Source organism: Brevibacillus brevis NBRC 100599 (assembly GCF_000010165.1).
In the GTDB taxonomy this organism is placed as follows: Bacteria; Bacillota; Bacilli; order Brevibacillales; family Brevibacillaceae; genus Brevibacillus; species Brevibacillus brevis_D.
On the sequence record NC_012491.1, the window covers coordinates 545,001 to 569,856 of the forward strand.

Here is a 24,856-nt window from a genome sequence, read left to right on the forward strand (position 1 = left end):
TCGGTGTGGAAGCGCGGTAACGCGTGGAGCTGACGAATACTAATCGGTCGAGGACTTATCCACAAATTCTTAGCAATCATGCGTATTCAGTTTTGAAGGAATAAATCCTTCAACGTTCCTCGGTAGCTCAGTTGGTAGAGCAATCGGCTGTTAACCGATCGGTCGGCGGTTCGAGTCCGTCCCGAGGAGCCATATATACGGAGAGTTACCCAAGAGGCCGAAGGGGACGGTTTGCTAAACCGTTAGTATGCGCAAGCGTAGCGAGGGTTCGAATCCCTCACTCTCCGCCATATGTTTTAATCTCATAGCTTCATGGCGGTGTAGCTCAGCTGGTTAGAGCGTTCGGTTCATACCCGAAAGGTCGGGGGTTCGATTCCCTCCGCCGCTACCATATTAGTTGCGGTCGTGGTGGAATTGGCAGACACACCATCTTGAGGGGGTGGCGGGGCGACCCGTGCGAGTTCGAGTCTCGCCGACCGCACCATATTTCTTAATCTTGGCCCGTTGGTGAAGCGGTTTAACACAGCAGCCTTTCACGCTGTCATACAGGGGTTCGAATCCCCTACGGGTCACTTAGAAAAATCCCTACATCTTGTAGGTGATTTTGGAGGCTTAGCTCAGCTGGGAGAGCATCTGCCTTACAAGCAGAGGGTCGGCGGTTCGATCCCGTCAGCCTCCACCACTTATATCAAAGGGCAAGGAAGGTCAGCTAAAAGCGCCACGTCCTGTGGCAACACTGACACTCAGTCGTCCTGACTATCGCGGGATGGAGCAGCTCGGTAGCTCGTCGGGCTCATAACCCGAAGGTCGCAGGTTCAAATCCTGCTCCCGCAACCAAATTTTCTACTTGTACCTCGTTGAGTAATCATCATGATCAAGTAGGATCGGAGTGCCCAGTGGGTGCAACCAAATATGGAGCTGTGGTGAAGTTGGAGTTCACGCCGGTCTGTCACACCGGAGGTCGCGGGTTCGAGTCCCGTCAGCTCCGCCATTTTTCTTAAAAAATGGCGAAGATCAATCATAAATGGCTCGGTAGCTCAGTCGGTAGAGCAGAGGACTGAAAATCCTCGTGTCGGCGGTTCGATTCCGTCCCGAGCCACCACTAATTAAATTTAACGGCGCCGGTATAGCTCAATTGGTAGAGCACCTGACTTGTAATCAGGGGGTTGTGGGTTCAAGTCCTATTGCCGGCACCACCATTGGGGTATAGCCAAGCGGTAAGGCAACGGACTTTGACTCCGTCATTCCTAGGTTCAAATCCTAGTACCCCAGCCATTTGCGAGCCATTAGCTCAGTTGGTAGAGCATCTGACTTTTAATCAGAGGGTCGAAGGTTCGAGTCCTTCATGGCTCACCAGTTTTTTAGCTGAACAAGCAAAGCTGTGTGATAGTAATAGCAATGCCTTTTCTGTTTTAAGTAAAATGCGGGTGTGGCGGAATGGCAGACGCACCAGATTTAGGTTCTGGCGGGCAACCGTGGGGGTTCAAGTCCCTTCACCCGCACCATACTATGACAGAAAGCTTTGCCCTTAGTACAAAGTTCATAAGATGTAACATGCGGACGTAGCTCAATTGGTAGAGCGTCGCCTTGCCAAGGCGAAGGTCGAGGGTTCGAGACCCTTCGTCCGCTCCATTTATTTTGTGCCCTTAGCTCAGCTGGATAGAGCGTTTGACTACGAATCAAAAGGTCGGGAGTTCGAATCTCTCAGGGCACGCCATATTTCATATGAAACCGAAGAGTAGGAATAGATCCTACTCTTTTTTTTATAATAACTTGTGTATTTTTTCAAATTTTAAGTATTTTTTCCTTGTATCTCCTATTTGCATCCATTACTTTAGAATTACACTGAAAGCATGGAGGAACAGCTGTTACAAACCTGCGGCAGAATATCATGGAACAGGAGTTGTATCAAGATGAACCCTATCAAATTGGAACAAGTAAATCCTGCAATAGCTAGTTTAATCGATAATATAGAAAAAGTACTGATTGGTAAACGCTCTGCGATTGAGCTGATGGTAGCCGCTGTTCTAGCGAATGGTCACGTTTTGCTCGAAGATGTACCAGGCGTTGGGAAGACCATGATGGTACGGGCATTGTCCAAATCCATCAGCGGTGATTTTAAACGTATTCAATTTACCCCTGATTTGTTGCCAACGGATGTGACAGGGGTTGCTATCTTTAACCAAAAAAGTTTGGAGTTTGAGTTCCGTCAAGGACCGATTTTTGCAAATGTCATTCTTGCAGACGAAATCAATCGGACTTCGCCGAAAACACAATCCGCACTCTTGGAAGCCATGGAAGAGCGCTCGGTTACAATTGATGGTGTTACGTATCGATTGGCAGAGCCGTTTTTTGTGATGGCTACGCAAAACCCATTAGAATATGAAGGGACCTTCCCATTACCTGAAGCTCAATTGGACCGATTTATCATGCAAGTAAGCTTGGGATATCCAACGGTAGAGGAAGAAATGCGGATGCTGTCTAGATTCTCGGCAGCGAATCCATTGGAAGAGCTTCAGCCGGTTATGACCACCGCCGAGCTTGCGGAACTTCAACGCCAGGTATCAGCGATCAAAGTATCGGAAGGAATAAAAGAATACATCGTGCGTCTATGTCATCGTACGCGTGAGCATCATCATATTTATCTAGGTGTGAGCCCGCGCGGTTCTCTTGCTCTTTTCCGGGCTGTTCAGGCGTTGGCTTTCGTTCGTGGACGTGATTATGTCATTCCAGATGACGTGAAGGAACTCGTTCCAGTAGTGTTTGCACACCGTATGATTGTGAAACCAGAAGCAAGACTGGAAGGAGCAACCGTAGATCGGGTGTTGGCTATGATCTTGTCTGAGACCCGTGTCCCGGTAAGCTAAGGCGGTGATTGCAGATGAGACAGCAAAGGTGGGGTAAGCTCAAGGCGATTGCATTAGTTCTGGTCACTTATGTATTCGCAAAATTTCAAGGTGGCTTCTCAAGCTGGTTTCTTTTCTATAGTAGTTTGGTATTTCTCCTGTATGAAATTGTCGCTTATGTACTCATGTTCACGAAGCTAGAAGTCGAGCGTGAACTAGATCGCAATCGTCTGCAGGATGGGGAAGATGTCATTGTAACGATACGTTTGCGCCGGAGGATTTGGTTTCCGCTGGGCTGGAATATGATTATGGAGCCTTTGCCGGCGAGGCTGGCTGGCGTGTATGAACCGCATCGACAACTGATATTCCCGTGGTTCAAAAGGGAAGTCGAGTTTCGTTATGTCATACCTAATGTACCGAGGGGATACTATCATCTTGATGAATGTGTAGTGAGCGGCGGGGATTTCTTTGGGTTTTTTGAGCGCCGCAAAGTTTATTCGATTTCTCAGGAGTTTCTCGTTTATCCAAAATACAAAGAATTGACCCATTGGGCCCTGGGTGACGGGAGCTTCAGTGGGACGGTGCATGTTTCCCATCGGCGCTCTGATGACGTTGCAGCAGTACGGGGCGTAAGAGACTATCATCGGGGCGATCGGTTGAGCCAAATTCATTGGCGAGCTTCTGCACGGGGGACGGGTCTGAAGACGAAGGAATTTGAGCATCAGGCAATGAATCAGGCTGTCTTTTTCCTTGATGTGGAGAAGGCGAGCTACCAAGGGAAGCCTGTGCACTTGTTCGAAACAGCGGTGAAGCTAGCGGCTAGTCTGATCGCTTATGCCAATCGGAATCAATACCATTATGGGCTCGTGTACAAACAAACAGATCGCATATCAATACCACCAGGTCTGTCCCATGCCCATTTCCTCAGAGTTTTTGATCAATTAGCTCGTGTCGCGCCAGAAGGACAAGAGTTATTTGCACGAATTGTGGGAAGAGAAGCATTGGAGCAGCCTCAAGGTGTCACTTTGATTATTATTACACCGCATGTAGAAAAAACGTTGATCAGTCGTTTGGTCACACTCGCTCAAAAAGGCAGACGGGTGCAGTTGTTTCTCATGCAGAACGAGTCAACGATTTCGCATGAACAAAAACAAGCGTTGCAGCTGCTTGGCGCAAACAAAGTAACATGTACGTCTATTCACATGGATGATCAAGAGTGGAAACGGATAGGAGGTGCATAGACTCATGAGCGTTTGGAGGCGTCCAACGATTTGGGAATGGGTCTTGGCCCTTTTTCTGTTCCTGATGTTACGAGAGTGGCTGATTCCTTTACAGACATTAACCGATACGGGCATTCTGTGGCCGTTTTATGCAATTGTGGGTGGAGTCATTATCATTGACCTGTTGATTCCTTATCGGTGGTTAACCCTGCCGATCAAGGCACTGGGGCTAATAGTGCTTTTGCATGCTACTTTATTTGACAAACCGTTTTTTGACTCGGAATGGATTGGTCAATTGTACGGGCAGATGATTCACGATCTTCCGTTAGCGTTTCAACAGGATTGGGCCAGCATGTCGATCTTGTCGCGGAATACAATGTTTGATCTCGTCCTGGTGCTTTTAGCGACGATGTTAACGTATCTCGTGCTGGAACAACGGCAAGGCTTATGGTTTGTCTTTTTGACGGAATTGTATTTGGCTGTATTGGATACCTTTCTCCCGTATGATGCCAGTGCAGGGGTTGTACGGACGCTGATTATTGGTTTCCTGATGCTGGCCATTAGCCATCTGATGAAGATGATGAACATGGCAACACTGGCAGGGAAGAGAAGCCGAATCATGCTCAACTCCCTCATGGCTTCGGTGTTGGTCATTATGGCTTGCATTAGCATCGGTTATGCTGCACCGAAGTCCGGACCGTCATGGCCTGATCCGATTGCGTTTTTAACAGGGAAAGGGAAAGATACCCCTGTTGGTGTGATGAAAAAAGTAGGATACGACAACAACGATGAACGGTTGGGCGGTCCTTTCCTGCAAGATAACACATTAGTGTTTATTGCAAAAACGAACGAGCACAGCTATTGGCGCGGTGACTCGAAGGACGTGTATACGGGAGTTGGCTGGGAAAAAGGCGATAGAGAGTATGAGTCAATCCTGGACCCGCAAACCTATACATGGGAGAATACGCTGTTCCAAGGGCTTGAAACAAAGAAGGTTCAAGCTACATTAGAATTTAAAGGCCCGCAGCAATTCCCGACTGTCTTTTATCAAGGTCAGCTGAAAAAGGTGAGCAATTATGCGCCACCAGAGGCAACCGTTGTTTATGACAAAATGAATCAGCAGCTCGAAGTACGGGCGGGAAAAATCAACTTGGTTCAGCTGAGTGAGAAAAACGGTCGGCCAGAGTACGGCCCCAATCCGCTTTTGCTCAAACTGAATCAATACAAGGTCGAGACAGAAGTACCGATTGTCAGTGAAAAGGCCGTGACGAATGCGGGGACGAATTATCCGGATGATATCAAAGAGCGCTACTTGCAAGTGCCAGCTTCGGTTCCTCCGCGAGTAAGAGAGCTCGCTGCAACGATTACCAAGGATGCGAAGACTCCTTATGATAAAGTGAGAGCGATCGAGAATTACTTGCGCTCAAGTGGAAAATATAAGTATGAAACGAAAGACGTTCCTGTCGCTCCAGAAGGTCAGGATTTTGTCGATCACTTCTTGTTTGACAGCCTTCGAGGGTACTGTGACCATTTTTCCACGTCGATGGCGATTATGCTTCGTACTCTGGATATCCCGACACGTTGGGTCAAGGGCTTCGCACCTGGTGAACGAGTGGGAACGGATGCGTTTAACTACGAGACTGTAGAAGTGCGCAACAAAGATGCTCACTCGTGGGTAGAGGTATACTTCCCGGGGGTCGGTTGGGTTCCGTTTGAAGCGACGAGTACATTCATGTCACCTGTTCGTTTTAATTATGATCTGGTCACTTCAAAGCCGGAGATCCCTGTTCCGTTGCCAAACCTGGCGAATCAAACGGACAGCGATCGTGGGAATGGACGTTTCAATGAACTGGAAGAGGGAGACAGCCCAGCAGGTAGTGGGATTAAAATTCCTTGGCAAGTAAACGCGGGATTGGCTGTAGTCGTTGTCGCGGCAGGAATTATCGTGTGGCGCCGCAAACAAGACATCCAGCTATGGTGGATGCGTAGGCAACTGAATCAAGAGCGAAGCAGTGAGTTCCCGGATCGGTACCATTTGCTAATGCGGATGATGGAGCGAGTCTACACGCGCAGACAGCCAGGAGAAACGTTGCGGGAGTACGTGGGCAGGATGACCCTGCCGGCAGACAAGCGACAAGACCTTCGCTATTTGACGGAGCTGTACGAACGTACCGTGTATGGCTATAAACAAATGGAACAAAATGCGAGAACAATAGCAGAGCAAATACTCGAACGGTTAATCCGTCAATTGAAGCCTTGAACAATGCCGTTCCATCTGCTAGAATGACGATCAATGAGACTCGTATAATGATCAGGAATAGGGCCTGAAAGTTTCTACCGCTAGACCGTAAATTTGGCGACTACGAGGAGAGCACATCGGATTTTTGTACATGCAAACCGCACATGTGTACACAAGCTGGGACGTTGCCTCCGTATTGTTTACCGGAGATAGCAGTCCCGGCTTTTTTGCAAATATGCGACAACTTCGCATGGCATGCCGACACTTGCACGTCCTGTATGTTACAGGAGAAGGGGGATATGATGGACAAGTCAATGGAAATGGTCGTCGTACTCGATTTCGGAGGCCAGTACAATCAGTTGATCGCGCGTCGTGTACGCGATCTGGGTGTTTATAGTGAACTGATTCCGTTCAATACACCTGTTGAAAAGATTAAAGAGATGAATCCAAAAGGAATTATTTTCTCTGGCGGACCTGCTAGCGTGTACGAAGAGGGAGCACCAACTGTAGACCCTGCAATTTTTGATCTGGGCCTGCCTGTATTGGGTATTTGCTACGGAATGCAGTTGATGAGCCATTTGACGGGCGGAAAAGTAGAACGCGCGGGTAAACGCGAGTACGGAAAAGCTGAACTGCGTATGCAGCAAAAACACGGCTTGTACGACAAATGGGATACAAGCGAAATCGTGTGGATGAGCCACTCTGACAAAGTAGTGGAGCTCCCAACCGGATTTGTCATTGATGCGGTAAGCGACAGCTGCCCGGTAGCTGCGATTAGCAACATTGAGCGCCAGCTGTACGGCGTACAGTTCCATCCAGAAGTAGTTCATACTCAAAAAGGTACAGAGTTCATCGGAAACTTCCTGTTCAACGTTTGTGGATGTGAAGCGACTTGGAGCATGACGACGTTCATCGAGGACGAGCTGGTTCGCATTCGTGAAACAGTCGGCAACAAGCAAGTACTGTGTGCGTTGAGCGGCGGTGTGGACTCTTCCGTAGTAGCAGCGCTGATTCACAAAGCGATTGGCGATCAATTGACGTGCATGTTCGTTGACCACGGTCTTCTGCGCCAAGGGGAAGCAGAAGGGGTAATGGAGACATTCGGTGAGAAATTCTCCATGAAAGTGATCAAGATCGATGCTCGCGAGCGTTTTATGAGCAAGCTCAAAGGTGTATCTGACCCAGAACAAAAGCGCAAAATCATCGGTAACGAGTTCATTTATGTATTCGATGAGGAAGCAGCGAAGCTGACAGATATGGACTTCTTGGCACAAGGTACGCTTTACACCGATATCGTAGAGAGCGGAACAGCGACTGCACAAACGATCAAATCGCACCACAACGTAGGCGGTTTGCCAGAAGACATGAAGTTCACGTTGATTGAACCATTGAAAGCATTGTTCAAAGACGAAGTACGCAAACTGGGTACCGAGTTGGGCTTGCCAGATGAGATTGTTTGGCGTCAGCCATTCCCAGGACCAGGCCTCGGCATTCGTGTTTTGGGTGAAGTGACGGAAGAAAAACTGAAGATCGTTCGTGAATCCGATGCGATCTTGCGTGAGGAGATTGCCAAGGCAGGTCTTGATCGGGAAATCTGGCAGTACTTCACGGCTTTGCCAAACATGACGACCGTAGGTGTAATGGGAGATGTTCGTACGTATTCTTACACCGTAGGGATTCGTGCGGTAACGTCCATTGATGGTATGACTGCTGACTGGGCACGCATTCCGTGGGATGTATTGGAGAAAATCTCTGTGCGTATCGTGAATGAAGTAGACAATGTAAACCGCATTGTGTATGATGTAACGTCCAAACCACCAGCAACGATTGAGTGGGAATAGGAACAAAAAATGACTCTCTTTTATTTGCGTGATTTGCGAATAAAAGAGAGTTTTTTATGATCAAGAATTATTTCGTTCCATACATCATGAGAAGTTTTCCATTTTCTTTTGCAAGAGCAATATAAATGACCCCGCCTAGCCATCCCGGAGGAAGCGTTCCTTCAATAATCCAAGCTTCTGCAATAGGGTTGTAGCTAATAGCGAAGGGAGTTTCCTCCAAAAACTGAGAATAGTGCTCCGCTAAATAGGAGAAGATTGCCGTTGCAACTGCATGTTCATCTGTAAGCTCACCAAAAGCAAATTCATCTCCAAACCGATCTTGCTGGAGAAGAGTGTCACGATCAGCGAAATAGAGTTCAAACCTCCCAATTAAATTCTCATCATACAAATCACGTTCCACAAAGCCATATTCGATGACCTTTTCCTTTTGATGAACGTTGTGCTTGCTCTTTTTCATACCTTCAACCCGTACGGTGACTCGATTGACTCGAAGCCGGTCACGTTCTCGTTCCTGCTCCGCTATTATTTGCTCCCAAGCATCCATATAGCTCATTTTGGATCTCCTCCATCTAGTTATGAAGTATAACACAGGCCTTCTCGGGAAATATCCGGATATTAAACTCTTTTTAAAAATGAATGTTCGTATTTTGGTTGACATTCCCTATGTCACCTGATACACTTCTCAATGTGAGTAGGTAATATAGGAAGGTTCGTATATTCTTGAGAATATGGCTCAAGAGTTTCTACATGGTCGCCGTTAACGACCTGGCTACGAACAAAATGTCATCGGGATCTGATTTTGTTATTATATTTGGAATTATTCCCGAAGTGTTTTGTTTGACGGCCAGGCGCATGATAAGAGCGTCCGGGCCTTTTTTTTGTGAAAAACGTCGACGTTCTTCGTTTACGGTCGGCAAAAAACAGTTAGACTATTTTTTGCAACAAGTTTAGTATGGGGGGACTTATAGGTGCGGAAGTATTTCGAGTTTGACAAGCTAGGCACCAATTACCGACGCGAAATCATCGCGGGTATCACTACTTTTTTAGCAATGGCATATATTTTGGCTGTCAATCCATTCATTCTCAGTGGTGCGGATCTGCCGCCAGATTTGAAAGCAAACTATCCTGCATTTGGGGCTGTCTTTACCGCAACGGCTTTGGCTGCTGCTCTCGGTACACTGTTAATGGGTATTTTTGGACGTTTGCCGATCGGTCAAGCTCCGGGAATGGGATTGAACGCATTTTTTACTTATACCGTCGTTCTGACGATGCAAATTCCTTGGCAACAGGCTTTGGCTGGCGTATTCCTTTCTTGTACGATCTTTTTGATTCTGTCCCTGACAGGGGTTCGTGAAGCGATCATCAAAGCGATTCCACAAAGCTTGAAGTACGCAGTTTCGGCAGGGATTGGACTTTTTATCGCGTTTATCGGTTTGAAAAACGCAGGTATCATCGTAGCCAATGATGCCACCTTCGTAGCACTGGGACATCTGACCTTCTATCACGAGGGCATGAAGCCGGAAGCAATTTTGGCAGCGAAAAATGCATTGCTTGCTGTGTTTGGTCTGATCGTGACGGTCATTCTGCTTTCTCGCAAAGTCAATGCAGGTATCTTTATCGGGATGTTGATTACGGCGATTACCGGGATGTTTTTCGGACTGGTGAATCTGCCTGAGCAAGTCGTTTCTGCACCACCTAGCCTTGCTCCTACATTCGGTGCTGCGTTCGAATATCTCGGTAATCCATCCGCTTTGTTCACCGTGAACATGCTGATTGTTGTGTTGACATTCTTGTTTGTAGACTTTTTCGATGCCACAGGTACGCTCTTGGGTGTAGCGAGCCAAGCGGGGTTGCTCCGCGAAGACGGCAACTTGCCACGTCCAGGAAAAGCACTCGCTTCCGATGCAATTGCAGGTATGGCGGGTGCGGTACTCGGTACCTCTACCACTACAGCTTACGTTGAGTCGACAGCAGGGGTAGCGGCAGGCGGACGCTCCGGATTTACCGCAGTTGTTACAGGGATTATGTTCCTGCTGGCGTTGTTCTTCTCACCGATTCTTGCGATTGTCACACCTGCGGTTACGGCACCAGCGCTCATTATCGTCGGTGTTCTGATGGCTTCTCACATTGCAAAAGTGGCTTGGGATGACCTGGATGAAGCGTTCCCTGCATTCCTGACCATTTTGTTGATGCCATTGACTTACAGTATTGCAACAGGTATTGCAACGGGCTTTATCGTTTATCCAGTGATGAAGGTAATGAAGGGCAAGGCTCGCGAAGTGCATCCCGCGATGTATGTGCTGTTCTTCGTCTTCCTGGCGTACTTCATCTGGTTGCGCGAATAGGATTATTTGGGAATGAGGCTCTTCGTCTACTGGACGGGGAGCTTTTTTTGCGCTATGATAGGAAAAATCTTTTTTCACGGAAGGATGGACCGATTCCCATGACAGGTCTAAACATGTTCCTTCAACAGCATCACCACACGTAGAGCGTTTGTATCTTCGGAAATTTTTCCGCAGGTGCAAGCGCTTCTTGTGCTTCGTGCCTGCGGTGGTGTATTTAGGAAGCCATGCGGGCAAGAAGTTGCCTTGCATGGCTTTTTTGGTTTTCTCTATCTGATAAAAGAAAGGGTGTTATTCATGGAAAACGAAGTATTAAAAACGGTAAAAGGCACAAAAGATTTCATGCCGCAGGAGCAGATGCAACGAAACTGGATACGACGGACGCTCGAGGCTGTGTTTGAGACATACGGCTGCAAGCCATTGGAGACGCCTATGTTGCAGCACTACGAATTGCTGGCATCCAAGTACGGCGGCGGGGATGAGATCTTGAAGGAAGTGTATCGTTTGAACGACCAAGGAGATAGAGAGCTCGGCCTGCGTTATGATTTGACTGTACCGTTGACAAAGGTAGTGGGCATGAATCCTGAGATGCGGATGCCGTTCAAGCGGTATGAGATCGGAAAAGTATTTCGGGACGGCCCAGTAAAAACCGGACGTTTGCGCGAATTTATTCAATGCGATGTCGATATCGTGGGAACGACATCGGTGCTGGCTGAAGCAGAATTGCTCAGTATGGCTTTTGAGGCATTCAAGCGGTTGGGGCTCGACGTGTACATTGAGGTCAACAACCGCAAGCTGTTATCTGGGGTGCTTCAGGAGCTGGGAGTTCCCGTAGAGCGGGCCGGGGATGTCATGCTGTCGCTGGATAAGCTCGAGAAAATCGGCGTGGACGGAGTGCGTGATGACTTGCGGGAGCGAAACGTCGAGGAGTCACTCGTGTTGGCCATTACGTCTTTCCTGCAAGAAGGTGTGATTACCCTGGATCTGTTGAAAGAGCGCTTTACATCCCCGCTAGTTCAGGAAGGGATTCGGGAGCTGCGTGAAATGCTTGCTTATGTAACAGGAGCGGGTGTGGCTGGGGAGCTTCGTTTCTCGCCATTTTTGGCAAGAGGCTTAGGGATCTACACGGGGATTGTGTATGAGATCTTTTTGCAGGATGGAAGTATGACGTCCAGTATCGGTAGTGGGGGACGTTACGATCAGATTATCGGTCGGCTTTTAGATGATGGAAGAGAGTATCCCGCTGTCGGGATTTCTTTTGGATTGGATGTCATTCTTGCAGCGCTGGCAAATCGCAACACGGAGGAGCAGAGAGCTGCCGATGTACTCGTTATTCCCCTCGGGACAGAAGCATCCAGTCTTGGCCTGGCCAATCGATTGCGCGAGAGCGGTATTAGAGTCGAGCTGGAGCTGACTGGTAGACGACTGAAAAAAGCACTCGATTATGCAAACAAGGAAGGCTTTGCTTTTGCCTTGATCTATGGGGAAAACGAAGTGAACAGTGGGCAGGTCGTCGTACGAGATATGCGAGAGGGAACAGAACAGCCGGTTCCTTTGGAGTTGGTTGAAAAGTGGCTGTCCGACAAGCTATCAGGGTAAAGAGGAAAGATAGTCTTTTTCTTCCATTTTTTGTACAGTAGAGAAAAGGGGGAGATGGCGTGAAGAAATGGGTCTCACTGGTCGGTTGTAGCTTATTGTTTTTGACGTGGATGTTGCCTGTAAATGCTGAGGAGGGTACTGCGCTTACGCGTAAACCCCTCTATCAGGCTGATGTGCGAATTGATCCAATCAAGAAGGAAGTAGCAGGAACCGTAACGATTACCTTTTGGCCAAAAGACCCTACTCGTGCCTATCTCCATCTTTACCCGAACGTATTTACAGAAGAGCATCAAGGCATGCTATGGGAGGAACTTTTAGGCAATGGCCCAACGCTTGGCACATACACTAATAAAAAGCTACTGGTCGATGGCATTGCGGTTGCCAGTAAACAGACGAAAGACCTGAACATATTCGAAGTGCCTCTAGAAGGACAGACGGGCCCACGAACGATCGTGATGGAGTTCGAGATGACTCTTCCGCGAAACGACGGCAGGATGTCGTACGATGACCACTCACTCTGGCTGGGGAACTGGCTCCCGGTTCTTGCGGTGTACGATAAAGAAGGCTGGCATCTCGATCCGTACGAGCCTGTCGGTGATCCATTTTATAGTGAGAACGCAGATTATGAGGTGAACGTGACGCTGCCAAAAGAGTATCAGCTGGCGAGCACAGCGCCTGATATGGCTGCGAAGCAGGTTTCTACTCGTGAGGGAGAAAAGAGGATACAGCTCGGTGCAGAAAATGTGAGGGATTTTGCCCTCGTCGTTATGGATGCCTCCTATCAGCGAACGGAAACAAAGGTGGGCGAAACAGTCGTCCGAACATGGTGGCGGAAAACAGATGATCCGGAAACTGCTGAGCAGATTCATGAAGCAGCAGCGAAGTCTCTGGCCTATTTTCATCATCAATTGGGCGCCTACCCCTATACCGAATACGATGTGGTAAGAACCGGTGGCGCAATAAATGGAATGGAGTACCCAGCATTGGTCTTTCTCGACGGGCGTCATTTCTTTTCAGGGGAAGAAACAGGTATTGTCACGGTTGTCCATGAGACGGCACATCAGTGGTTTTACGGATTACTCGGAAATAATCAGGTAAAGGAAGCATGGCTGGATGAGGGATTCACAGAGTACGTGACACTCTCATACTTATCTCAGCAAGACCCGCTGTTGGGAGCAGAGCGGGTACGCAGACGGCTGGGGCAGGGCACCTCTGTTCAGTATTACGTGGCAGAGGAACAACGTCCTTGGCAAGCGCTGTCTGCATTTCCTAATAATCAAAGTTATAGCGATCTCGTTTATTCCCGTACGTCCTCGATGCTGTGGCTATTGCAGGGAGCGTGGGGGGAAGAAAGGGTACATGACGTTTTAAAACAGTATGTCGAGAAGTATCGTTATCAGGTGGTGACCGGGAAGGAATGGGGAGCCTTTCTATCTGAGATGGCCGGAGAAGATGCGGGCGCTTTCTTGGACTATTGGTTGAAAGTAGACATGTCCCAGCAGGAACAGGCAGCTGCTTGGCTAGAGCGCCAACGTCTCAAGCATCAGAAGAAGTAATCGAAGGCAGGGGATCACGATGTGGCGGAAGCATTGGGTGGTCATCGTCGCAGTAGGAGTCGTTTTGACTGTATTCTTGAACATCCGGCCTTGGACAGGGCAGGCTGGCGTAGATGCTCAGGAGATTGTGCCGATTGGTCACAAGCAGGCTGCAGTCACTTACAAGGCCGACGTACAAATCGATATGAACAAGCACATGGTGAAAGGCATGCTGACGGCTCGTTTTTTCCCAAAAGATGACCAAGCTTTTTTTCATTTATATCCCAATGCTTTCTCTGCAAATGCTGCTCTCAGTGGAGAGAATTGGGAGGCTGTGCTGGGCAAACAGCGTGAGCCTGGCGGTATCAGGATAAACGAAGTACGAGTAAACGGAAAAAGTGTCGGCGTACAGTATGCAGGAAAGACCAATATGCTTTTACAAGTGCCCCTTCCTGCAAGAACTTCGAACGCTGAGACGGTGGTGGAGATGAATTTTCAGCTAGAGGTACCTTATAACAATGGGCGAATGTCTTACCATGATCATGCGATGTGGCTGGGCAATTGGCTGCCGATCCTGGCGGTCAAGGATGTAGGAGGCTGGCGGCTCGATCCTTATTCCGCGATAGGCGATCCTTTTTACTCGGATGTGGCGAATTATCATTTACGTGTGCAGTTATCAGAGGGGTACCAGCTTGCTACGAGTGGATTAGAGAGCGTGGCTGTCATTACCGAGACGAGACCGCAACGGTTAAAAATCTATGAGGTGGACGCATGGAACGTTCGGGATTTTGCCCTTGTCGTCATGGACGATACGTACCAGCCTATATCTGGCAAGGTCGGAGAAACCATCGTACGTACATGGGTGCAGATAAGTGATGACCCGCAAAACGTAGAACGAATCCATGAGACTGCCAGGGAGTCTCTCGACTATTACGGAAAACAGTTCGGAGTGTATCCGTATAAGGAATACGATGTTGTCAAAACAGGCGGCTTCTTTGGAGGTATGGAATACCCGGGCCTCGTTTTTATTGCCCAGGAGTATTTTGACCGCAGCGATGCTATGGGGGAAGCGATCGTAGCGCATGAGACGGCACATCAGTGGTTTTACGGGTTGGTCGGAAACGACGAGGTGCGAGAGGCGTGGCTGGATGAGGGACTGACAGATTATGCGACGATGATATTTTTGCAGCAAAAGTCTCCCACGCGTTCACAAGCGTATATTCAGATGCGGCTAGGTCAAGCACGTGCAGCGGAAGGATATGCGAATCAAGGAGTCACTGCAAAGTCGTCCGTGGAGGCTTTTCCAGACTGGAGGAGCTACAATGACCTCGTCTACGGACGAGCGGGTGCCATGTGGTGGAACTTGAAAGAAGAATGGGGAGTCGAACGACTGCATCAGATGTTGCGTCAATATGTACGAGATCATCAATACAAGCAGGCGAATGGGGAGCAAATCAGCTTGCTATTGACTACTGCTGCCGGGGCGGATGCCAGTCCCTATTTAGATTATTGGCTTCAGGTCGAGCTAGAGAAAGCCGAAGCGGCCAACGATTGGGTAGAAAAAGGCAAACACGAATAATTTTTGATTTATCATTTTAAAATGTTCGGAAACGAGGTTGACAGGCAAACTTTCTCCCTGCTACACTGAATACGTTGAGTGAAAACGAGTTCGAATAGCCCAGGCGATGAGAGCGGCGCGAAAAGCCGTTAGTCGGTTGGGTTTTCTTCTGATGTTACAAAACGTAGGGGGCGAATGGTTTATGCTACAGCCTTTGGTAGGAGTCATTATGGGCAGTACGTCAGACTGGGAAACAATGAAGGAAGCTTGCGCAATTTTGGACGAATTGCAGGTGCCGTACGAAAAGAAGGTCGTGTCTGCACACAGAACGCCAGACTTGATGTTTACGTATGCCGAGACCGCTAAAAGTCGCGGCTTGGAGGTCATTATTGCAGGTGCGGGCGGAGCAGCCCATTTGCCAGGAATGGTGGCTGCTAAGACAGAGTTGCCTGTCATTGGTGTACCGGTGAAATCATCCAACTTGAATGGTCTCGACTCGCTTTTGTCGATTGTGCAAATGCCAGGGGGCGTGCCTGTGGCGACGGTTGCGATCGGAAAAGCTGGAGCTATCAATGCAGGGTTATTGGCTGCGCAAATTTTGGGGATCAAATATCCAGACGTACAAGAGCGGTTCGTGCAAAGACGTGATGATGTACGCAATAAGGTGCTGGAGGCTAGTGAACTCGAATGACAACCAAAGACCGTAAGCAAATCAAACCAGGATCGACCCTAGGAATACTCGGCGGAGGACAGCTTGGACGGATGATTGCTCTTGCGGGACGAGCTATGGGCTACCGCTTTGTCACAATGGACCCAACAGCAGACGCACCATGCGGCCAAACGGCTGATCGGCAAATTGTTGCCAGCTACGATGATGTAGAAGCAGCGATGCAGCTTGCCTCGGTCAGTGATGTCATCTCTTATGAATTTGAAAATGTCGATGCACAGGTGGCTGAAGTGTTGGAGAGCCGCGCTTATGTACCGCAGGGAAGCCGCCTTTTGCGTATCACCCAAAACCGGATTCGGGAAAAGACCGCTATTCGCGAGATCGGCATCCCGGTTGCTCCGTTTTGTGTCGTGAACAGCTTGGAGGATTTGCAGGACGCCGTGCGTGAACTGGGGCTGCCTGCTGTTATGAAGACCGCAACCGGTGGCTATGACGGCAAAGGACAATGGGTATTGAGAAGCGAGGCTGAGCTAGCGGAGGCGTACGAAACGTTGTCCAAAGCAGGTGCAGAGCTGATTGTGGAACAATTTGTACCCTTCCAAATGGAGCTGTCTGTTGTTGCTGCACGCAATCCTGCGGGAGAACTGGCCGTTTTTCCTGTGTCAGAAAATATTCATCAGGAAAACATCCTGCACCTGAGCATCGTACCCGCTCGTATTTCGGCAGAAGTAGCCGCCCGCGCGGAAGAAATTGCTCGCACGATTGTAGAAAAGCTGGATGTGGTCGGACTCATTGCAGTTGAGCTGTTTTTGACTGAAGATGGTCAGCTGTATGTCAATGAATTGGCGCCGAGACCGCACAACTCCGGGCATTTTACCATGGATGCTTGTGTGACCTCGCAGTTTGAGCAGCATGTTCGGGCGGTTTGCAATCTGCCTTTGGGATCTACAGAGTTGCTCTCGAGCGTCGTGATGGTTAATATTTTGGGAGAGCATCTACAGCCTGTCATCGATCAGATCGACAAGCTGCCGCGCACAGCCAAGCTCCATTTGTACGGAAAAGCAGAGAGCAAGGCCAAGCGGAAAATGGGGCATATCAATGTGCTCGCCCCTACTGTAGAAGAAGCGCTCACCCTGATTGATGAGCTGAAAATCTGGACGAATACATCGGAGGTATTATCATGATTGAACGTTATTCCCGACCGGAAATGCGCGCCATTTGGACGGAAGAAAACAAATTCAAAGCGTGGCTGGAAGTAGAAATTCTTGCGTGTGAAGCATGGTCCAAGCTGGGCGTCATTCCTGAGGAAGACGTGAAAAAGCTGTGGGATAAAGCTACTTTTGACATCAACAGAATCTATGAGATCGAAGAAGAGACACGCCATGATGTGGTGGCGTTTACCCGTGCGGTATCGGAAACCTTGGGCGAAGAAAAGAAGTGGGTGCATTACGGACTGACTTCTACCGATGTGGTGGATACTGCTCTGTCTTACCTGCTCCGTCAGGCGAACGAAATTTTGGAAAAGGATATCCAAGACTTCATCGAGATTTTGGCAGACAAAGCTCGTGAGCACAAGGATACGGTTTGCATGGGCAGAACGCATGGCGTACATGCGGAGCCTACGACTTTTGGCTTGAAGCTGGCCCTGTGGTATGAAGAAATGAAGCGTAACCTGGCTCGTTTTCAGGCTGCGAAAAAAGAAGTGGCGTACGGCAAAATCTCTGGCGCAGTTGGCACATACGCAAACATCGATCCGTTCGTGGAAGCGTACGTGTGCGAGAAGCTGGGACTGTCTGCAGCGCCTATTTCTACTCAAACCTTGCAGCGTGATCGCCACGCCGAGTACATGGCGACATTGGCACTGATCGCAACTTCTTTGGAGAAATTCGCAACAGAAATTCGCGGTCTGCAAAAGAGCGAAATGCGCGAGGTGGAAGAAGCATTTGCCAAAGGCCAAAAAGGTTCTTCTGCAATGCCACACAAGCGCAACCCAATCGGAAGCGAAAATATTTGCGGACTGGCTCGTGTCATCCGCGGTCACATGCTCACTTCCTATGAAAATGTTTCCCTCTGGCATGAGCGGGATATTTCCCACTCCTCTGCGGAGCGCGTGATTTTACCAGATGCGACGCAAGCATTGAACTACATGCTGCGCCGTTTCATGAACATCGTGAAAAACTTGACGGTGTTCCCTGAGAACATGAAGCGCAATATGGACCGTACCTTTGAATTGATCTACTCGCAGCAAGTGATGCTCAAGCTGATCGAAAAAGGAATGAGCCGCGAGCAAGCCTATGATACGGTACAACCTCGTGCGATGCAGGCGTGGGAAGAGCAACGCTCCTTCCGTGCGATCGTCGATGAGGATGCGACTGTTAGCTCTACACTATCCAAGGAAGAGCTGGATGAGTGCTTTGACTACCGTTACCATCTGAAGCATGTGGATACGATTTTCCAACGTCTTGGATTGATTTAAATGCAAGTGCCCTCGAATTTTTCGGGGGCATTTCTTTTTATATAGTAGCCTCGGTGGGGGAGAAGCTTCTTAAGAACCCTGAAAGTGAGTTCAAGACAACCTTCAATTGTCAATGAGCGGTCAAGCGGCTACTATTATTGGAAACTCATTCCTGTAGAAGGAGGACTACTATGAATCCACTACTTCTCTCTTTTCCGGAACAATTTGAGACTCAGCGATTATTGATTAGAGCACCACAATGGGGTGATGGTCAATTTGTAAATGAAGCCATACGTGAAAGTGTAAATGAGATGCGCCCATGGCTTCCGTTTGTAAAAAACCTCCCATCTATTGACGATTCAGAAGCCTACGTACGTAAAGCCAGGATCAATTTTCTAGAGCGCACAGACTTAGTGCTACATATATTCGAAAAGAATACAGGGCAGTTTGTGGGCAGTAGTGGGCTCCATCGCTTTGATTGGAATGTACGAAAATTTGAAATTGGATATTGGCTACGCACATCGCGTACGGGTGAGGGTCTAATGACAGAGGCAGTAAAAGGTATCGTTGCCTTTGCCATTTCTGAATTGGAAGCTAACCGCCTTGAAATTCGCTGTGATACTCGGAATAACGCAAGTATAGCTGTAGCTAAGAAGGTAGGTTTTACGTTGGAGGGTACTTTACGCAATGTTAACCTAAATGACTCTGGAAAACTGACTGATACCCATATCTTTTCATTAGCAAAAGGTTATGAATATCATTTATGAGTTAACGTCTTCCCTCCACCAAAACCCTTTTAAAGACAACTTAAAAAATTCCTTAAGAAATTTTTAAAAATCTCTTTTGAAAGTTGTAACCGAAATGATACCCCTTTCGTAACTACTTGTGCGAGCTTACAACGAGCCCATAAGTACCTTACAAAAGTGTAAGCTTCCTGAAATATAACTCGATGGTTCCTGCTTCGTTTCGACCGTACAATGAAATCAATTCATACGGATCACGAAACGGGAGATCGATTATGACAACAGCAATCATGTATCCAAAATTAAATCATCAACAAATTTACGAAGATTACTCTGCTAAAATATACCGCTATTTCCGCTACCGGGTAAAAAATGTCTGGGATGTGGAAGACCTGACAACGACTGTGTTTATCAAGGTGTACTCCAAGCTTGAGCAGTACGATGGCCGCCATCCATTTGGCGCCTGGATTTTCCGAATTGCGCACAATGCTTTGATTGACTACATGCGCAAGAAGCGGGAGAGTCCGGTCGATCAGGACACATTTAGCAATATGGTCGCAACAGATAAGCTGCCAGAGGAGTGTCTTCTGAATCAGGAGACAACCGAGGGCTTGTGGGATAAGGTGCACACGCTGACAAAGGATCAGCGCAATGTGATCGCTCTGCGCTATCTCGGAGATTTGCGAATGAATGAGATCGCGGAAATCTTGGGCAAGACAGAGGCTTCGGTGAAAATCCTGCACTTTCGCGGGATTAAGAAGCTGCAGCAATTGATGACAGAACAAGCATAAGGGGGGACAACAGTCCTTCCTTTTTTGCTATGTGGCTGTAGTGGAGAGAAGAATATTTCCATGCTAGGCTCCAGGCTCCGTCCATCTGAAAGTTAAGACTGTCCGCTCCGAAGGGATTCGCGGGGAAACGCAAAAGTGGTAGCCGCTACGCCTGGAAATATTCTTCTCTGTCGTTACTGATGGCATCCTTACATTCTTTTAAGACTTTTAAAAACCGATCAACATGGAAAGCTCGTAGAGGAAACAGGAGAAAACAGCGAAGATCTTAGGGACACCGACCGAGACGCAATGCAAAAAGCGAAACACGCCCTTAAGCGTCCACCTCTGAAATACATCCTGAATGGACTACTTTGGACGCGGTTTCGCTTTTTGCATGGAGTCGTGCAGTCAATCCCCCAGGGGGTGGCCCTAGAATCTGAGCGTTTTCTCCTGTTTCCTCCCCTCCACAACAGTAACGAGACTCGTAGCCTCTAAGTAAGAGAAACGTCAAAGGCTTGGCGTAGTCTAGTTTTCTAATGGTATAGTAAAGAATAAAATGGAGGAGACTCAAGACGAGAGGAGTATGAGTGATGTCCACAATTATGATTGTAGAAGACGACCCGAAAATCAACCAGCTGCTACAAGAGCAACTGGAAAAATACGGATTCCAGACAGTCAATGTTGAACATTTCGATAGAGTCATGGAGGTATTTACCCAATCGCGTCCTGATTTGGTTCTGTTGGATGTGAATCTACCGAAATTTGACGGATTTTATTGGTGCCGGCAAATGCGCCAGGAGTCCAACTGCCCGATCCTGTTCATCTCTGCACGAGAAAGTAAAATGGACCAGGTGATGGCCTTGGAAAATGGGGCTGATGACTATATTACAAAGCCATTTGACTACGATGTGGTTTTGGCCAAAATCCGCAGTCAGCTACGTCGGGCTTACGGACAATATGCTCCGCAAGAAGGGGAGCGTACAGTTGAAGTAGCGGGTCTCAAGCTGTTTTTGGAGCGAATGGAGCTGTCCATGTACGAGACCAAAATCGAGCTGAGCAAAAAGGAAGCGTTACTGCTCGAAGCCTTGATGAATCAACATCCACGTGTCGTCAGCCGTGAGCGTTTGCTAGAAAAGCTGTGGGATGAACAGTTTGTCGATGAAAACACGCTGAATGTCTACATCACACGCGTGCGCAGCAAGCTGAAGGACCTAGGCTTAGAGGGAGCTGTCGAGACTGTTCGCGGTTCTGGTTATCGCTTGCGGGCGACTTGGGAGGAAGGGCAATGAAGCTGTTCCTTCGTGATCAATGGCCATTCGCAGCGTTTTTTCTCGTCCAATTGATCTTATTAATTATGATTTTTGCGCTGGATGGGTACTGGAATGAATCATTGATGATCTACGTCATGTTTTTATCTATTTTTTTCGCGGGGGCTTTTCTCGTCGTCCGTTATTTGTCTCACCGCACAATCTATCAGCGACTGAGCAAGCCGGTAGAGTCATTAGAGGAGCTGACCCAGACATACGGGAATTCACCGTTGTGCCGCGCGATGGATGACATCAGTCAGGAGCAGTACCGGCTCTACAAAGAACAGCTTCATGCCTATGAAAACAAGCAACGGGACCATACGACGTTTATTCAGCAATGGGTTCATCAGATGAAGACGCCGATTTCGGTTATTCATCTGTTGCTGCAAAATGAAGACGATCCAACAGCTGAGAGCGTTCGTGAAGAAGTGGACCGGATCAAACGTGGACTAGAAACAGTACTGTACATAGCTCGCCTCGACCGATTTGAACAGGACTTCCTGATTGAGCCCGTAACACTGCGTTCCTTGGTGCAAAATGTGTTGGCTGAAAACAAGCGGCTGTTTATTCGCAACCAAGTGTATCCCGAGGTAAAAGTGGATGAAAATTGGCGAGTAGAATCGGACGATAAGTGGCTTGCTTTTGTCCTCAACCAATTGTTGACGAATGCCGTTCGTTATTCAGCAGGAAAAAGCAACAAGGTCACCATTCGTGCGTATGAACGCGGAGCACATGCCATACTGGAAGTGCAGGATTATGGAATCGGGATCCCCGCCGAAGATATTCACCGCGTGTTCAAGCCGTATTTTACGGGAGAAAACGGGCGTAAATACCCTGAGTCCACCGGGATGGGACTGTACTTGGTGAAAGAAATTTGCGGTCGGCTCCATCATGGGGTGGAGATGGAATCAGAAGTGGGCGAGGGGACAACCGTACGTATTGTCTTGTCTGCCATCGTCCCAACCTTACAAGAAAGTAAGATAGCTGAAAGTTAATTCGATAGCTGGACTATGCGCACTTCCGTATAGTTGAATTTGGAAGTGCAAGAAAGGGGAATGGCGCATGGAAATGCTTGCTGTAAATAGCTTAAGTAAAATATACGGGGGCAAGGTAACCTACCGCGCGCTGACCGATATCGATTTTTCGATTCGCAAGGGCGAATTCGTCGGTATTATGGGCCCCTCAGGCAGTGGCAAGACTACGCTATTAAACATGATCTCCACCATTGATACGCCAACCTCTGGTGCGGTTCTTTTGAACGGTACGAATCCGCATCATTTAAAAAAAGATAAACTGGCTCTGTTTCGTCGCCGTGAGCTCGGCTTTGTATTTCAAGATTTTAACCTCTTGGACACGTTGACGATTGGGGAAAATATCGTGTTGCCGCTGACGCTGGACAATGAGAAAGTAGCGGTCATGGAAGAAAAGCTGCAAAGTGTTGCGGAGAAGCTAGGGATTCAGGACATATTGGAAAAGCGGACCTTCGAGGTATCTGGGGGGCAACGTCAACGGACGGCAATTGCTAGGGCGATCATTCATTCCCCGTCGCTTTTGCTCGCTGACGAGCCGACAGGAAATCTTGATTCCAAGTCTTCGCGCAATGTGATGGAGACACTGGAAGCGATCAATAAGAGAGATAATACCACCATGATGATGGTGACGCATGATGCTTTGGCGGCCAGCTATTGCCATCGGGTGATTTTTATTAAAGACGGCCAACTCCATAACGAGATGTATCGGGGTGAGAGTCGACAGGTATTCTTCCAGAAAATTATTGACTCATTGTCGTTTTTGGGAGGGAACACCTATGACCTTTCGACAATTCGCGTGTAATAACGTTCTACGAAATAAGCGTATGTACGCTGCATTTTTCATGAGTAGCGTTTTTTCTGTCCTCATTTTTTTCGTCTATGCGATGTTCATTTTTCATCCGGAAATTATCGGGCAGGAGATTCATGAATCCGTAGCCACTGGGATGATGGCGGCTGAGTACGTCATTTTTCTGTTCTCCTTCTTTTTTCTCTTTTATTGTGTCGGTGCTTTCCTGAAAAAGAGGGAGAAGGAGTTCGGCATCCTTTTTATCCAAGGCATGACACCGTTACAGCGGAACATGCTGATTTTTATGGAAAACATGCTGATTGGCATTGTCTCGATTGCCATCGGGATTGGGGTCGGGCTGGTTCTCGCCAAGCTGTTTTTTCAATTCGCGGGATTTTTGCTTGCTGTAAAAGCACTCGGGTTTTACTTCCCGTGGAAAGCGATCGGTTTGACAGTGGTGGCGTTTCTCATCTTATATGCAGCCATTTCGCTATTTACGGTCCTCGTGCTGCGAAGCCGCAGTCTGTTGGATCTGTTGCAAGGAAGCGGTCGTCCTAAGCGCGAGCCGAGGGCATCGCTAGTGCTGTCTCTGGTCGCGGTAGCTTTGCTAGGAATGAGCTATGCCTTAGCCCTCACTGCTGACGGCGTGAATGTGCTCGTGCTGATGCTTCCGGTCATTGCGCTGACGACTGTAGGAACGTACCTGTTGTTTACTCAGCTGAGCGTCATCTTCATCGATTTTCTGAAGAAGCGTCGAACTTTTTATTGGAAACGTACGAATCTCCTGACGCTCTCTGATCTGGCCTATCGAATGAAGGATAATGCCCGGATGTTCTTTTTGGTCAGCATCGTCTCTACCGTTGCTTTTTGTGCGATTGGCACGCTGGCAGCGTTGGCTGGGTCGATTCAGATTACGGTGATGAAAATCAATCCGTTCGCATTTGAATACCAGTCCAAACAAAGTGATGTGGAGAGGGCCAAGCATCTGTCGTTAATTGAAACGAGCTTGCAGCAGGGTGGCTTTTCCTTTGAAAAATATCAAGTAGCAATGCGGGTTTTGCCCGAACCGATTAATGAGGAAAAGATCGGAGTAGTCAAGCTGTCCGACTATAACAGGCTGGCGGTAGCGTCTCACTCGCCTGAGCTGCAAATGACGAATGGCGAGGTGTTCGTCATGCTCAACTGGATTGGCGATTCGGTAGCGAGCAAGACTCTTCAGGTGGGAAATGCACAGCTGGCAGTCAAAACAGACACGAATATGACTCCGTTGATTAAGGGGCTCGAATTTGAGCGTTTGGCTGTCGTGCCGAATCAGGTGTACGACCAGCTTCCAAAAGCGAAGGAAGAACAGCGCTTTGTATACGAGGTGCCAAGATGGAAGGAAACCCAGGATCTTAGTCTCAAGCTTCAGGATGAGATTAGTCATTTCGACGAAAATTATTCGTTTTCAGCTCGTGCACCCTACTACCACACCATGAAACAAATGGCGAACATGGCACTCTTTATCGGGTTATTTGTAGGCGTGTTGTTCTTTGTAGCTGCAGCAAGCTTTCTCTATTTCCGTTTGTATACGGACCTGGAATACGACAAGAGGCATTATGGGTCGCTTTCCAAGATTGGACTCACGGATGCGGAGTTGACGCGAATCGTTACGACCCAGATTGCCCTGTTGTTCTTCGTACCGATTGTGGTGGCCATTATTCACAGCATGGTGGCGTTCGTGTCCCTGCAAAGCTTGTTGAAGCTCATCCTTGTCGCGTCTGTGTTCAAGCCGACTGCGATTGTGTTATGCAGCTTCGTCGTTGTTCAAGGTGTGTATTTCTGGATCATTCGAAACCGTTACTTGTTCCATTTAAAGCAATCAATGAATCGCTAGTGAACTTTTCCAGCATGTCCAGATGAGAAGGGACATAGGA

General features: G+C 48.2%; 18 protein-coding genes, 15 tRNA genes, 1 rRNA gene and 2 riboswitches (1 of these 36 running past the window's edge). Of the genes, 33 read left to right on the plus strand and 1 reads right to left on the minus strand.

What is annotated here, in order from left to right:
• The 20 genes from BBR47_RS02965 to guaA all read left to right on the plus strand — a co-directional run.
• Nucleotides 1–63, plus strand: a 23S ribosomal RNA gene (locus BBR47_RS02965) (it extends 2,866 nt beyond the left edge of the window).
• A gap of 53 nt (nt 64–116) precedes the next feature.
• Nucleotides 117–192, plus strand: a tRNA-Asn gene (locus BBR47_RS02970).
• Between the two features lie 7 nt (nt 193–199).
• Nucleotides 200–290 (plus strand) — tRNA-Ser (locus BBR47_RS02975).
• Between the two features lie 24 nt (nt 291–314).
• Nucleotides 315–391 (plus strand) — tRNA-Met (locus BBR47_RS02980).
• An 8-nt stretch (nt 392–399) separates the two neighbouring features.
• Nucleotides 400–484, plus strand: a tRNA-Leu gene (locus tag BBR47_RS02985).
• A 14-nt stretch (nt 485–498) separates the two neighbouring features.
• Nucleotides 499–572 (plus strand) — tRNA-Glu (locus BBR47_RS02990).
• 34 nt (nt 573–606) lie between these two features.
• A tRNA-Val gene (locus BBR47_RS02995) sits at nt 607–682 on the plus strand.
• Nucleotides 683–760: 78 nt separating this feature from the next.
• Nucleotides 761–837: transfer RNA gene (locus tag BBR47_RS03000), tRNA-Met, on the plus strand.
• Nucleotides 838–914: 77 nt separating this feature from the next.
• Nucleotides 915–991, plus strand: a tRNA-Asp gene (locus tag BBR47_RS03005).
• A gap of 35 nt (nt 992–1,026) precedes the next feature.
• A tRNA-Phe gene (locus BBR47_RS03010) sits at nt 1,027–1,102 on the plus strand.
• An 18-nt stretch (nt 1,103–1,120) separates the two neighbouring features.
• Nucleotides 1,121–1,196 (plus strand) — tRNA-Thr (locus BBR47_RS03015).
• 4 nt (nt 1,197–1,200) lie between these two features.
• A tRNA-Gln gene (locus BBR47_RS03020) sits at nt 1,201–1,275 on the plus strand.
• A gap of 5 nt (nt 1,276–1,280) precedes the next feature.
• A tRNA-Lys gene (locus tag BBR47_RS03025) sits at nt 1,281–1,356 on the plus strand.
• A 67-nt stretch (nt 1,357–1,423) separates the two neighbouring features.
• A tRNA-Leu gene (locus BBR47_RS03030) sits at nt 1,424–1,505 on the plus strand.
• Between the two features lie 51 nt (nt 1,506–1,556).
• Nucleotides 1,557–1,632, plus strand: a tRNA-Gly gene (locus BBR47_RS03035).
• A gap of 8 nt (nt 1,633–1,640) precedes the next feature.
• Nucleotides 1,641–1,717: transfer RNA gene (locus BBR47_RS03040), tRNA-Arg, on the plus strand.
• Between the two features lie 196 nt (nt 1,718–1,913).
• Nucleotides 1,914–2,867 carry an AAA family ATPase gene (locus tag BBR47_RS03045; protein WP_012684271.1) on the plus strand — a complete coding sequence of 318 codons (954 nt, stop codon included), beginning with the start codon at nt 1,914–1,916 and terminating at the stop codon, nt 2,865–2,867.
• 14 nt (nt 2,868–2,881) lie between these two features.
• Entirely contained in the window at nt 2,882–4,087 is a 1,206-nt protein-coding gene (locus tag BBR47_RS03050; protein WP_012684272.1) for a DUF58 domain-containing protein, read from the plus strand.
• 4 nt (nt 4,088–4,091) lie between these two features.
• Nucleotides 4,092–6,326 carry a transglutaminase TgpA family protein gene (locus BBR47_RS03055; RefSeq protein ID WP_041749218.1) on the plus strand — a complete coding sequence of 745 codons (2,235 nt, stop codon included), beginning with the start codon at nt 4,092–4,094 and terminating at the stop codon, nt 6,324–6,326.
• A 20-nt stretch (nt 6,327–6,346) separates the two neighbouring features.
• A riboswitch (purine riboswitch) is annotated at nt 6,347–6,449 on the plus strand.
• A gap of 158 nt (nt 6,450–6,607) precedes the next feature.
• Complete coding sequence (gene guaA / locus BBR47_RS03060; RefSeq protein ID WP_041749766.1) at nt 6,608–8,146, plus strand: glutamine-hydrolyzing GMP synthase; 1,539 nt, start codon at nt 6,608–6,610, stop codon at nt 8,144–8,146.
• Nucleotides 8,147–8,213: 67 nt separating this feature from the next.
• Here guaA and BBR47_RS03065 read toward each other — a convergent pair whose 3' ends face one another.
• Entirely contained in the window at nt 8,214–8,699 is a 486-nt protein-coding gene (locus BBR47_RS03065; RefSeq protein ID WP_012684275.1) for an NTF2 fold immunity protein, read from the minus strand.
• Between the two features lie 137 nt (nt 8,700–8,836).
• Nucleotides 8,837–8,938: riboswitch (purine riboswitch) on the plus strand.
• A gap of 176 nt (nt 8,939–9,114) precedes the next feature.
• Here BBR47_RS03065 and BBR47_RS03070 point away from each other — a divergent pair.
• From BBR47_RS03070 to BBR47_RS03130, 13 genes are all read left to right on the plus strand, one after another.
• Entirely contained in the window at nt 9,115–10,491 is a 1,377-nt protein-coding gene (locus BBR47_RS03070) for an NCS2 family permease (RefSeq protein WP_012684276.1), read from the plus strand.
• A gap of 294 nt (nt 10,492–10,785) precedes the next feature.
• Complete coding sequence (locus tag BBR47_RS03075; protein WP_012684277.1) at nt 10,786–12,087, plus strand: histidine--tRNA ligase; 1,302 nt, start codon at nt 10,786–10,788, stop codon at nt 12,085–12,087.
• A 59-nt stretch (nt 12,088–12,146) separates the two neighbouring features.
• Nucleotides 12,147–13,643: a M1 family metallopeptidase gene (locus BBR47_RS03080; protein ID WP_012684278.1), complete on the plus strand. Its 1,497-nt coding sequence runs from the start codon at nt 12,147–12,149 to the stop codon at nt 13,641–13,643.
• 19 nt (nt 13,644–13,662) lie between these two features.
• Nucleotides 13,663–15,201 carry a M1 family metallopeptidase gene (locus tag BBR47_RS03085; protein ID WP_012684279.1) on the plus strand — a complete coding sequence of 513 codons (1,539 nt, stop codon included), beginning with the start codon at nt 13,663–13,665 and terminating at the stop codon, nt 15,199–15,201.
• Nucleotides 15,202–15,382: 181 nt separating this feature from the next.
• Nucleotides 15,383–15,871: a 5-(carboxyamino)imidazole ribonucleotide mutase gene (gene purE / locus BBR47_RS03090; protein ID WP_012684280.1), complete on the plus strand. Its 489-nt coding sequence runs from the start codon at nt 15,383–15,385 to the stop codon at nt 15,869–15,871.
• A complete protein-coding gene (gene purK, locus BBR47_RS03095) occupies nt 15,868–17,031 on the plus strand; it encodes a 5-(carboxyamino)imidazole ribonucleotide synthase (RefSeq protein WP_012684281.1) in 1,164 nt (387 codons plus the stop codon). The genes purE and purK overlap by 4 nt, the downstream gene beginning before the upstream one ends.
• Complete coding sequence (gene purB / locus BBR47_RS03100; protein ID WP_012684282.1) at nt 17,028–18,323, plus strand: adenylosuccinate lyase; 1,296 nt, start codon at nt 17,028–17,030, stop codon at nt 18,321–18,323. The genes purK and purB overlap by 4 nt, the downstream gene beginning before the upstream one ends.
• Before the next feature lie 170 nt (nt 18,324–18,493).
• Entirely contained in the window at nt 18,494–19,069 is a 576-nt protein-coding gene (locus tag BBR47_RS03105; RefSeq protein ID WP_012684283.1) for a GNAT family N-acetyltransferase, read from the plus strand.
• A gap of 251 nt (nt 19,070–19,320) precedes the next feature.
• Entirely contained in the window at nt 19,321–19,836 is a 516-nt protein-coding gene (locus BBR47_RS03110; protein ID WP_012684285.1) for a sigma-70 family RNA polymerase sigma factor, read from the plus strand.
• Nucleotides 19,837–20,405: 569 nt separating this feature from the next.
• Nucleotides 20,406–21,104, plus strand: coding sequence for a response regulator transcription factor (locus tag BBR47_RS03115; RefSeq protein WP_012684286.1), 699 nt, complete (start codon nt 20,406–20,408; stop codon nt 21,102–21,104).
• On the plus strand, nt 21,101–22,117 hold the full coding sequence (locus BBR47_RS03120) for a sensor histidine kinase (protein ID WP_012684287.1): 1,017 nt from the start codon (nt 21,101–21,103) through the stop codon (nt 22,115–22,117). The genes BBR47_RS03115 and BBR47_RS03120 overlap by 4 nt, the downstream gene beginning before the upstream one ends.
• A 67-nt stretch (nt 22,118–22,184) precedes the next feature.
• Nucleotides 22,185–22,955 carry an ABC transporter ATP-binding protein gene (locus tag BBR47_RS03125; RefSeq protein WP_012684288.1) on the plus strand — a complete coding sequence of 257 codons (771 nt, stop codon included), beginning with the start codon at nt 22,185–22,187 and terminating at the stop codon, nt 22,953–22,955.
• Entirely contained in the window at nt 22,930–24,816 is a 1,887-nt protein-coding gene (locus BBR47_RS03130) for an ABC transporter permease (RefSeq protein WP_012684289.1), read from the plus strand. Before BBR47_RS03125 ends, BBR47_RS03130 begins: the two co-directional genes overlap by 26 nt.
• Nucleotides 24,817–24,856 lie beyond the last annotated feature (40 nt).

What these genes read in the sequence shown, in the direction of transcription:
- BBR47_RS03045 (WP_012684271.1), top strand. Translation starts at nt 1,914, where the DNA reads ATGAACCCTATCAAATTGGAACAAGTAAATCCTGCAATAGCTAGTTTA.
- BBR47_RS03050 (WP_012684272.1), top strand. Translation starts at nt 2,882, where the DNA reads ATGAGACAGCAAAGGTGGGGTAAGCTCAAGGCGATTGCATTAGTTCTG.
- BBR47_RS03055 (WP_041749218.1), top strand. Translation starts at nt 4,092, where the DNA reads ATGAGCGTTTGGAGGCGTCCAACGATTTGGGAATGGGTCTTGGCCCTT.
- guaA (WP_041749766.1), top strand. Translation starts at nt 6,608, where the DNA reads ATGGACAAGTCAATGGAAATGGTCGTCGTACTCGATTTCGGAGGCCAG.
- BBR47_RS03065 (WP_012684275.1), bottom strand. Translation starts at nt 8,699, where the DNA reads ATGAGCTATATGGATGCTTGGGAGCAAATAATAGCGGAGCAGGAACGA.
- BBR47_RS03075 (WP_012684277.1), top strand. Translation starts at nt 10,786, where the DNA reads ATGGAAAACGAAGTATTAAAAACGGTAAAAGGCACAAAAGATTTCATG.
- BBR47_RS03085 (WP_012684279.1), top strand. Translation starts at nt 13,663, where the DNA reads ATGTGGCGGAAGCATTGGGTGGTCATCGTCGCAGTAGGAGTCGTTTTG.
- purE (WP_012684280.1), top strand. Translation starts at nt 15,383, where the DNA reads ATGCTACAGCCTTTGGTAGGAGTCATTATGGGCAGTACGTCAGACTGG.
- purK (WP_012684281.1), top strand. Translation starts at nt 15,868, where the DNA reads ATGACAACCAAAGACCGTAAGCAAATCAAACCAGGATCGACCCTAGGA.
- purB (WP_012684282.1), top strand. Translation starts at nt 17,028, where the DNA reads ATGATTGAACGTTATTCCCGACCGGAAATGCGCGCCATTTGGACGGAA.
- BBR47_RS03105 (WP_012684283.1), top strand. Translation starts at nt 18,494, where the DNA reads ATGAATCCACTACTTCTCTCTTTTCCGGAACAATTTGAGACTCAGCGA.
- BBR47_RS03110 (WP_012684285.1), top strand. Translation starts at nt 19,321, where the DNA reads ATGACAACAGCAATCATGTATCCAAAATTAAATCATCAACAAATTTAC.
- BBR47_RS03115 (WP_012684286.1), top strand. Translation starts at nt 20,406, where the DNA reads ATGTCCACAATTATGATTGTAGAAGACGACCCGAAAATCAACCAGCTG.
- BBR47_RS03120 (WP_012684287.1), top strand. Translation starts at nt 21,101, where the DNA reads ATGAAGCTGTTCCTTCGTGATCAATGGCCATTCGCAGCGTTTTTTCTC.
- BBR47_RS03125 (WP_012684288.1), top strand. Translation starts at nt 22,185, where the DNA reads ATGGAAATGCTTGCTGTAAATAGCTTAAGTAAAATATACGGGGGCAAG.
- BBR47_RS03130 (WP_012684289.1), top strand. Translation starts at nt 22,930, where the DNA reads ATGACCTTTCGACAATTCGCGTGTAATAACGTTCTACGAAATAAGCGT.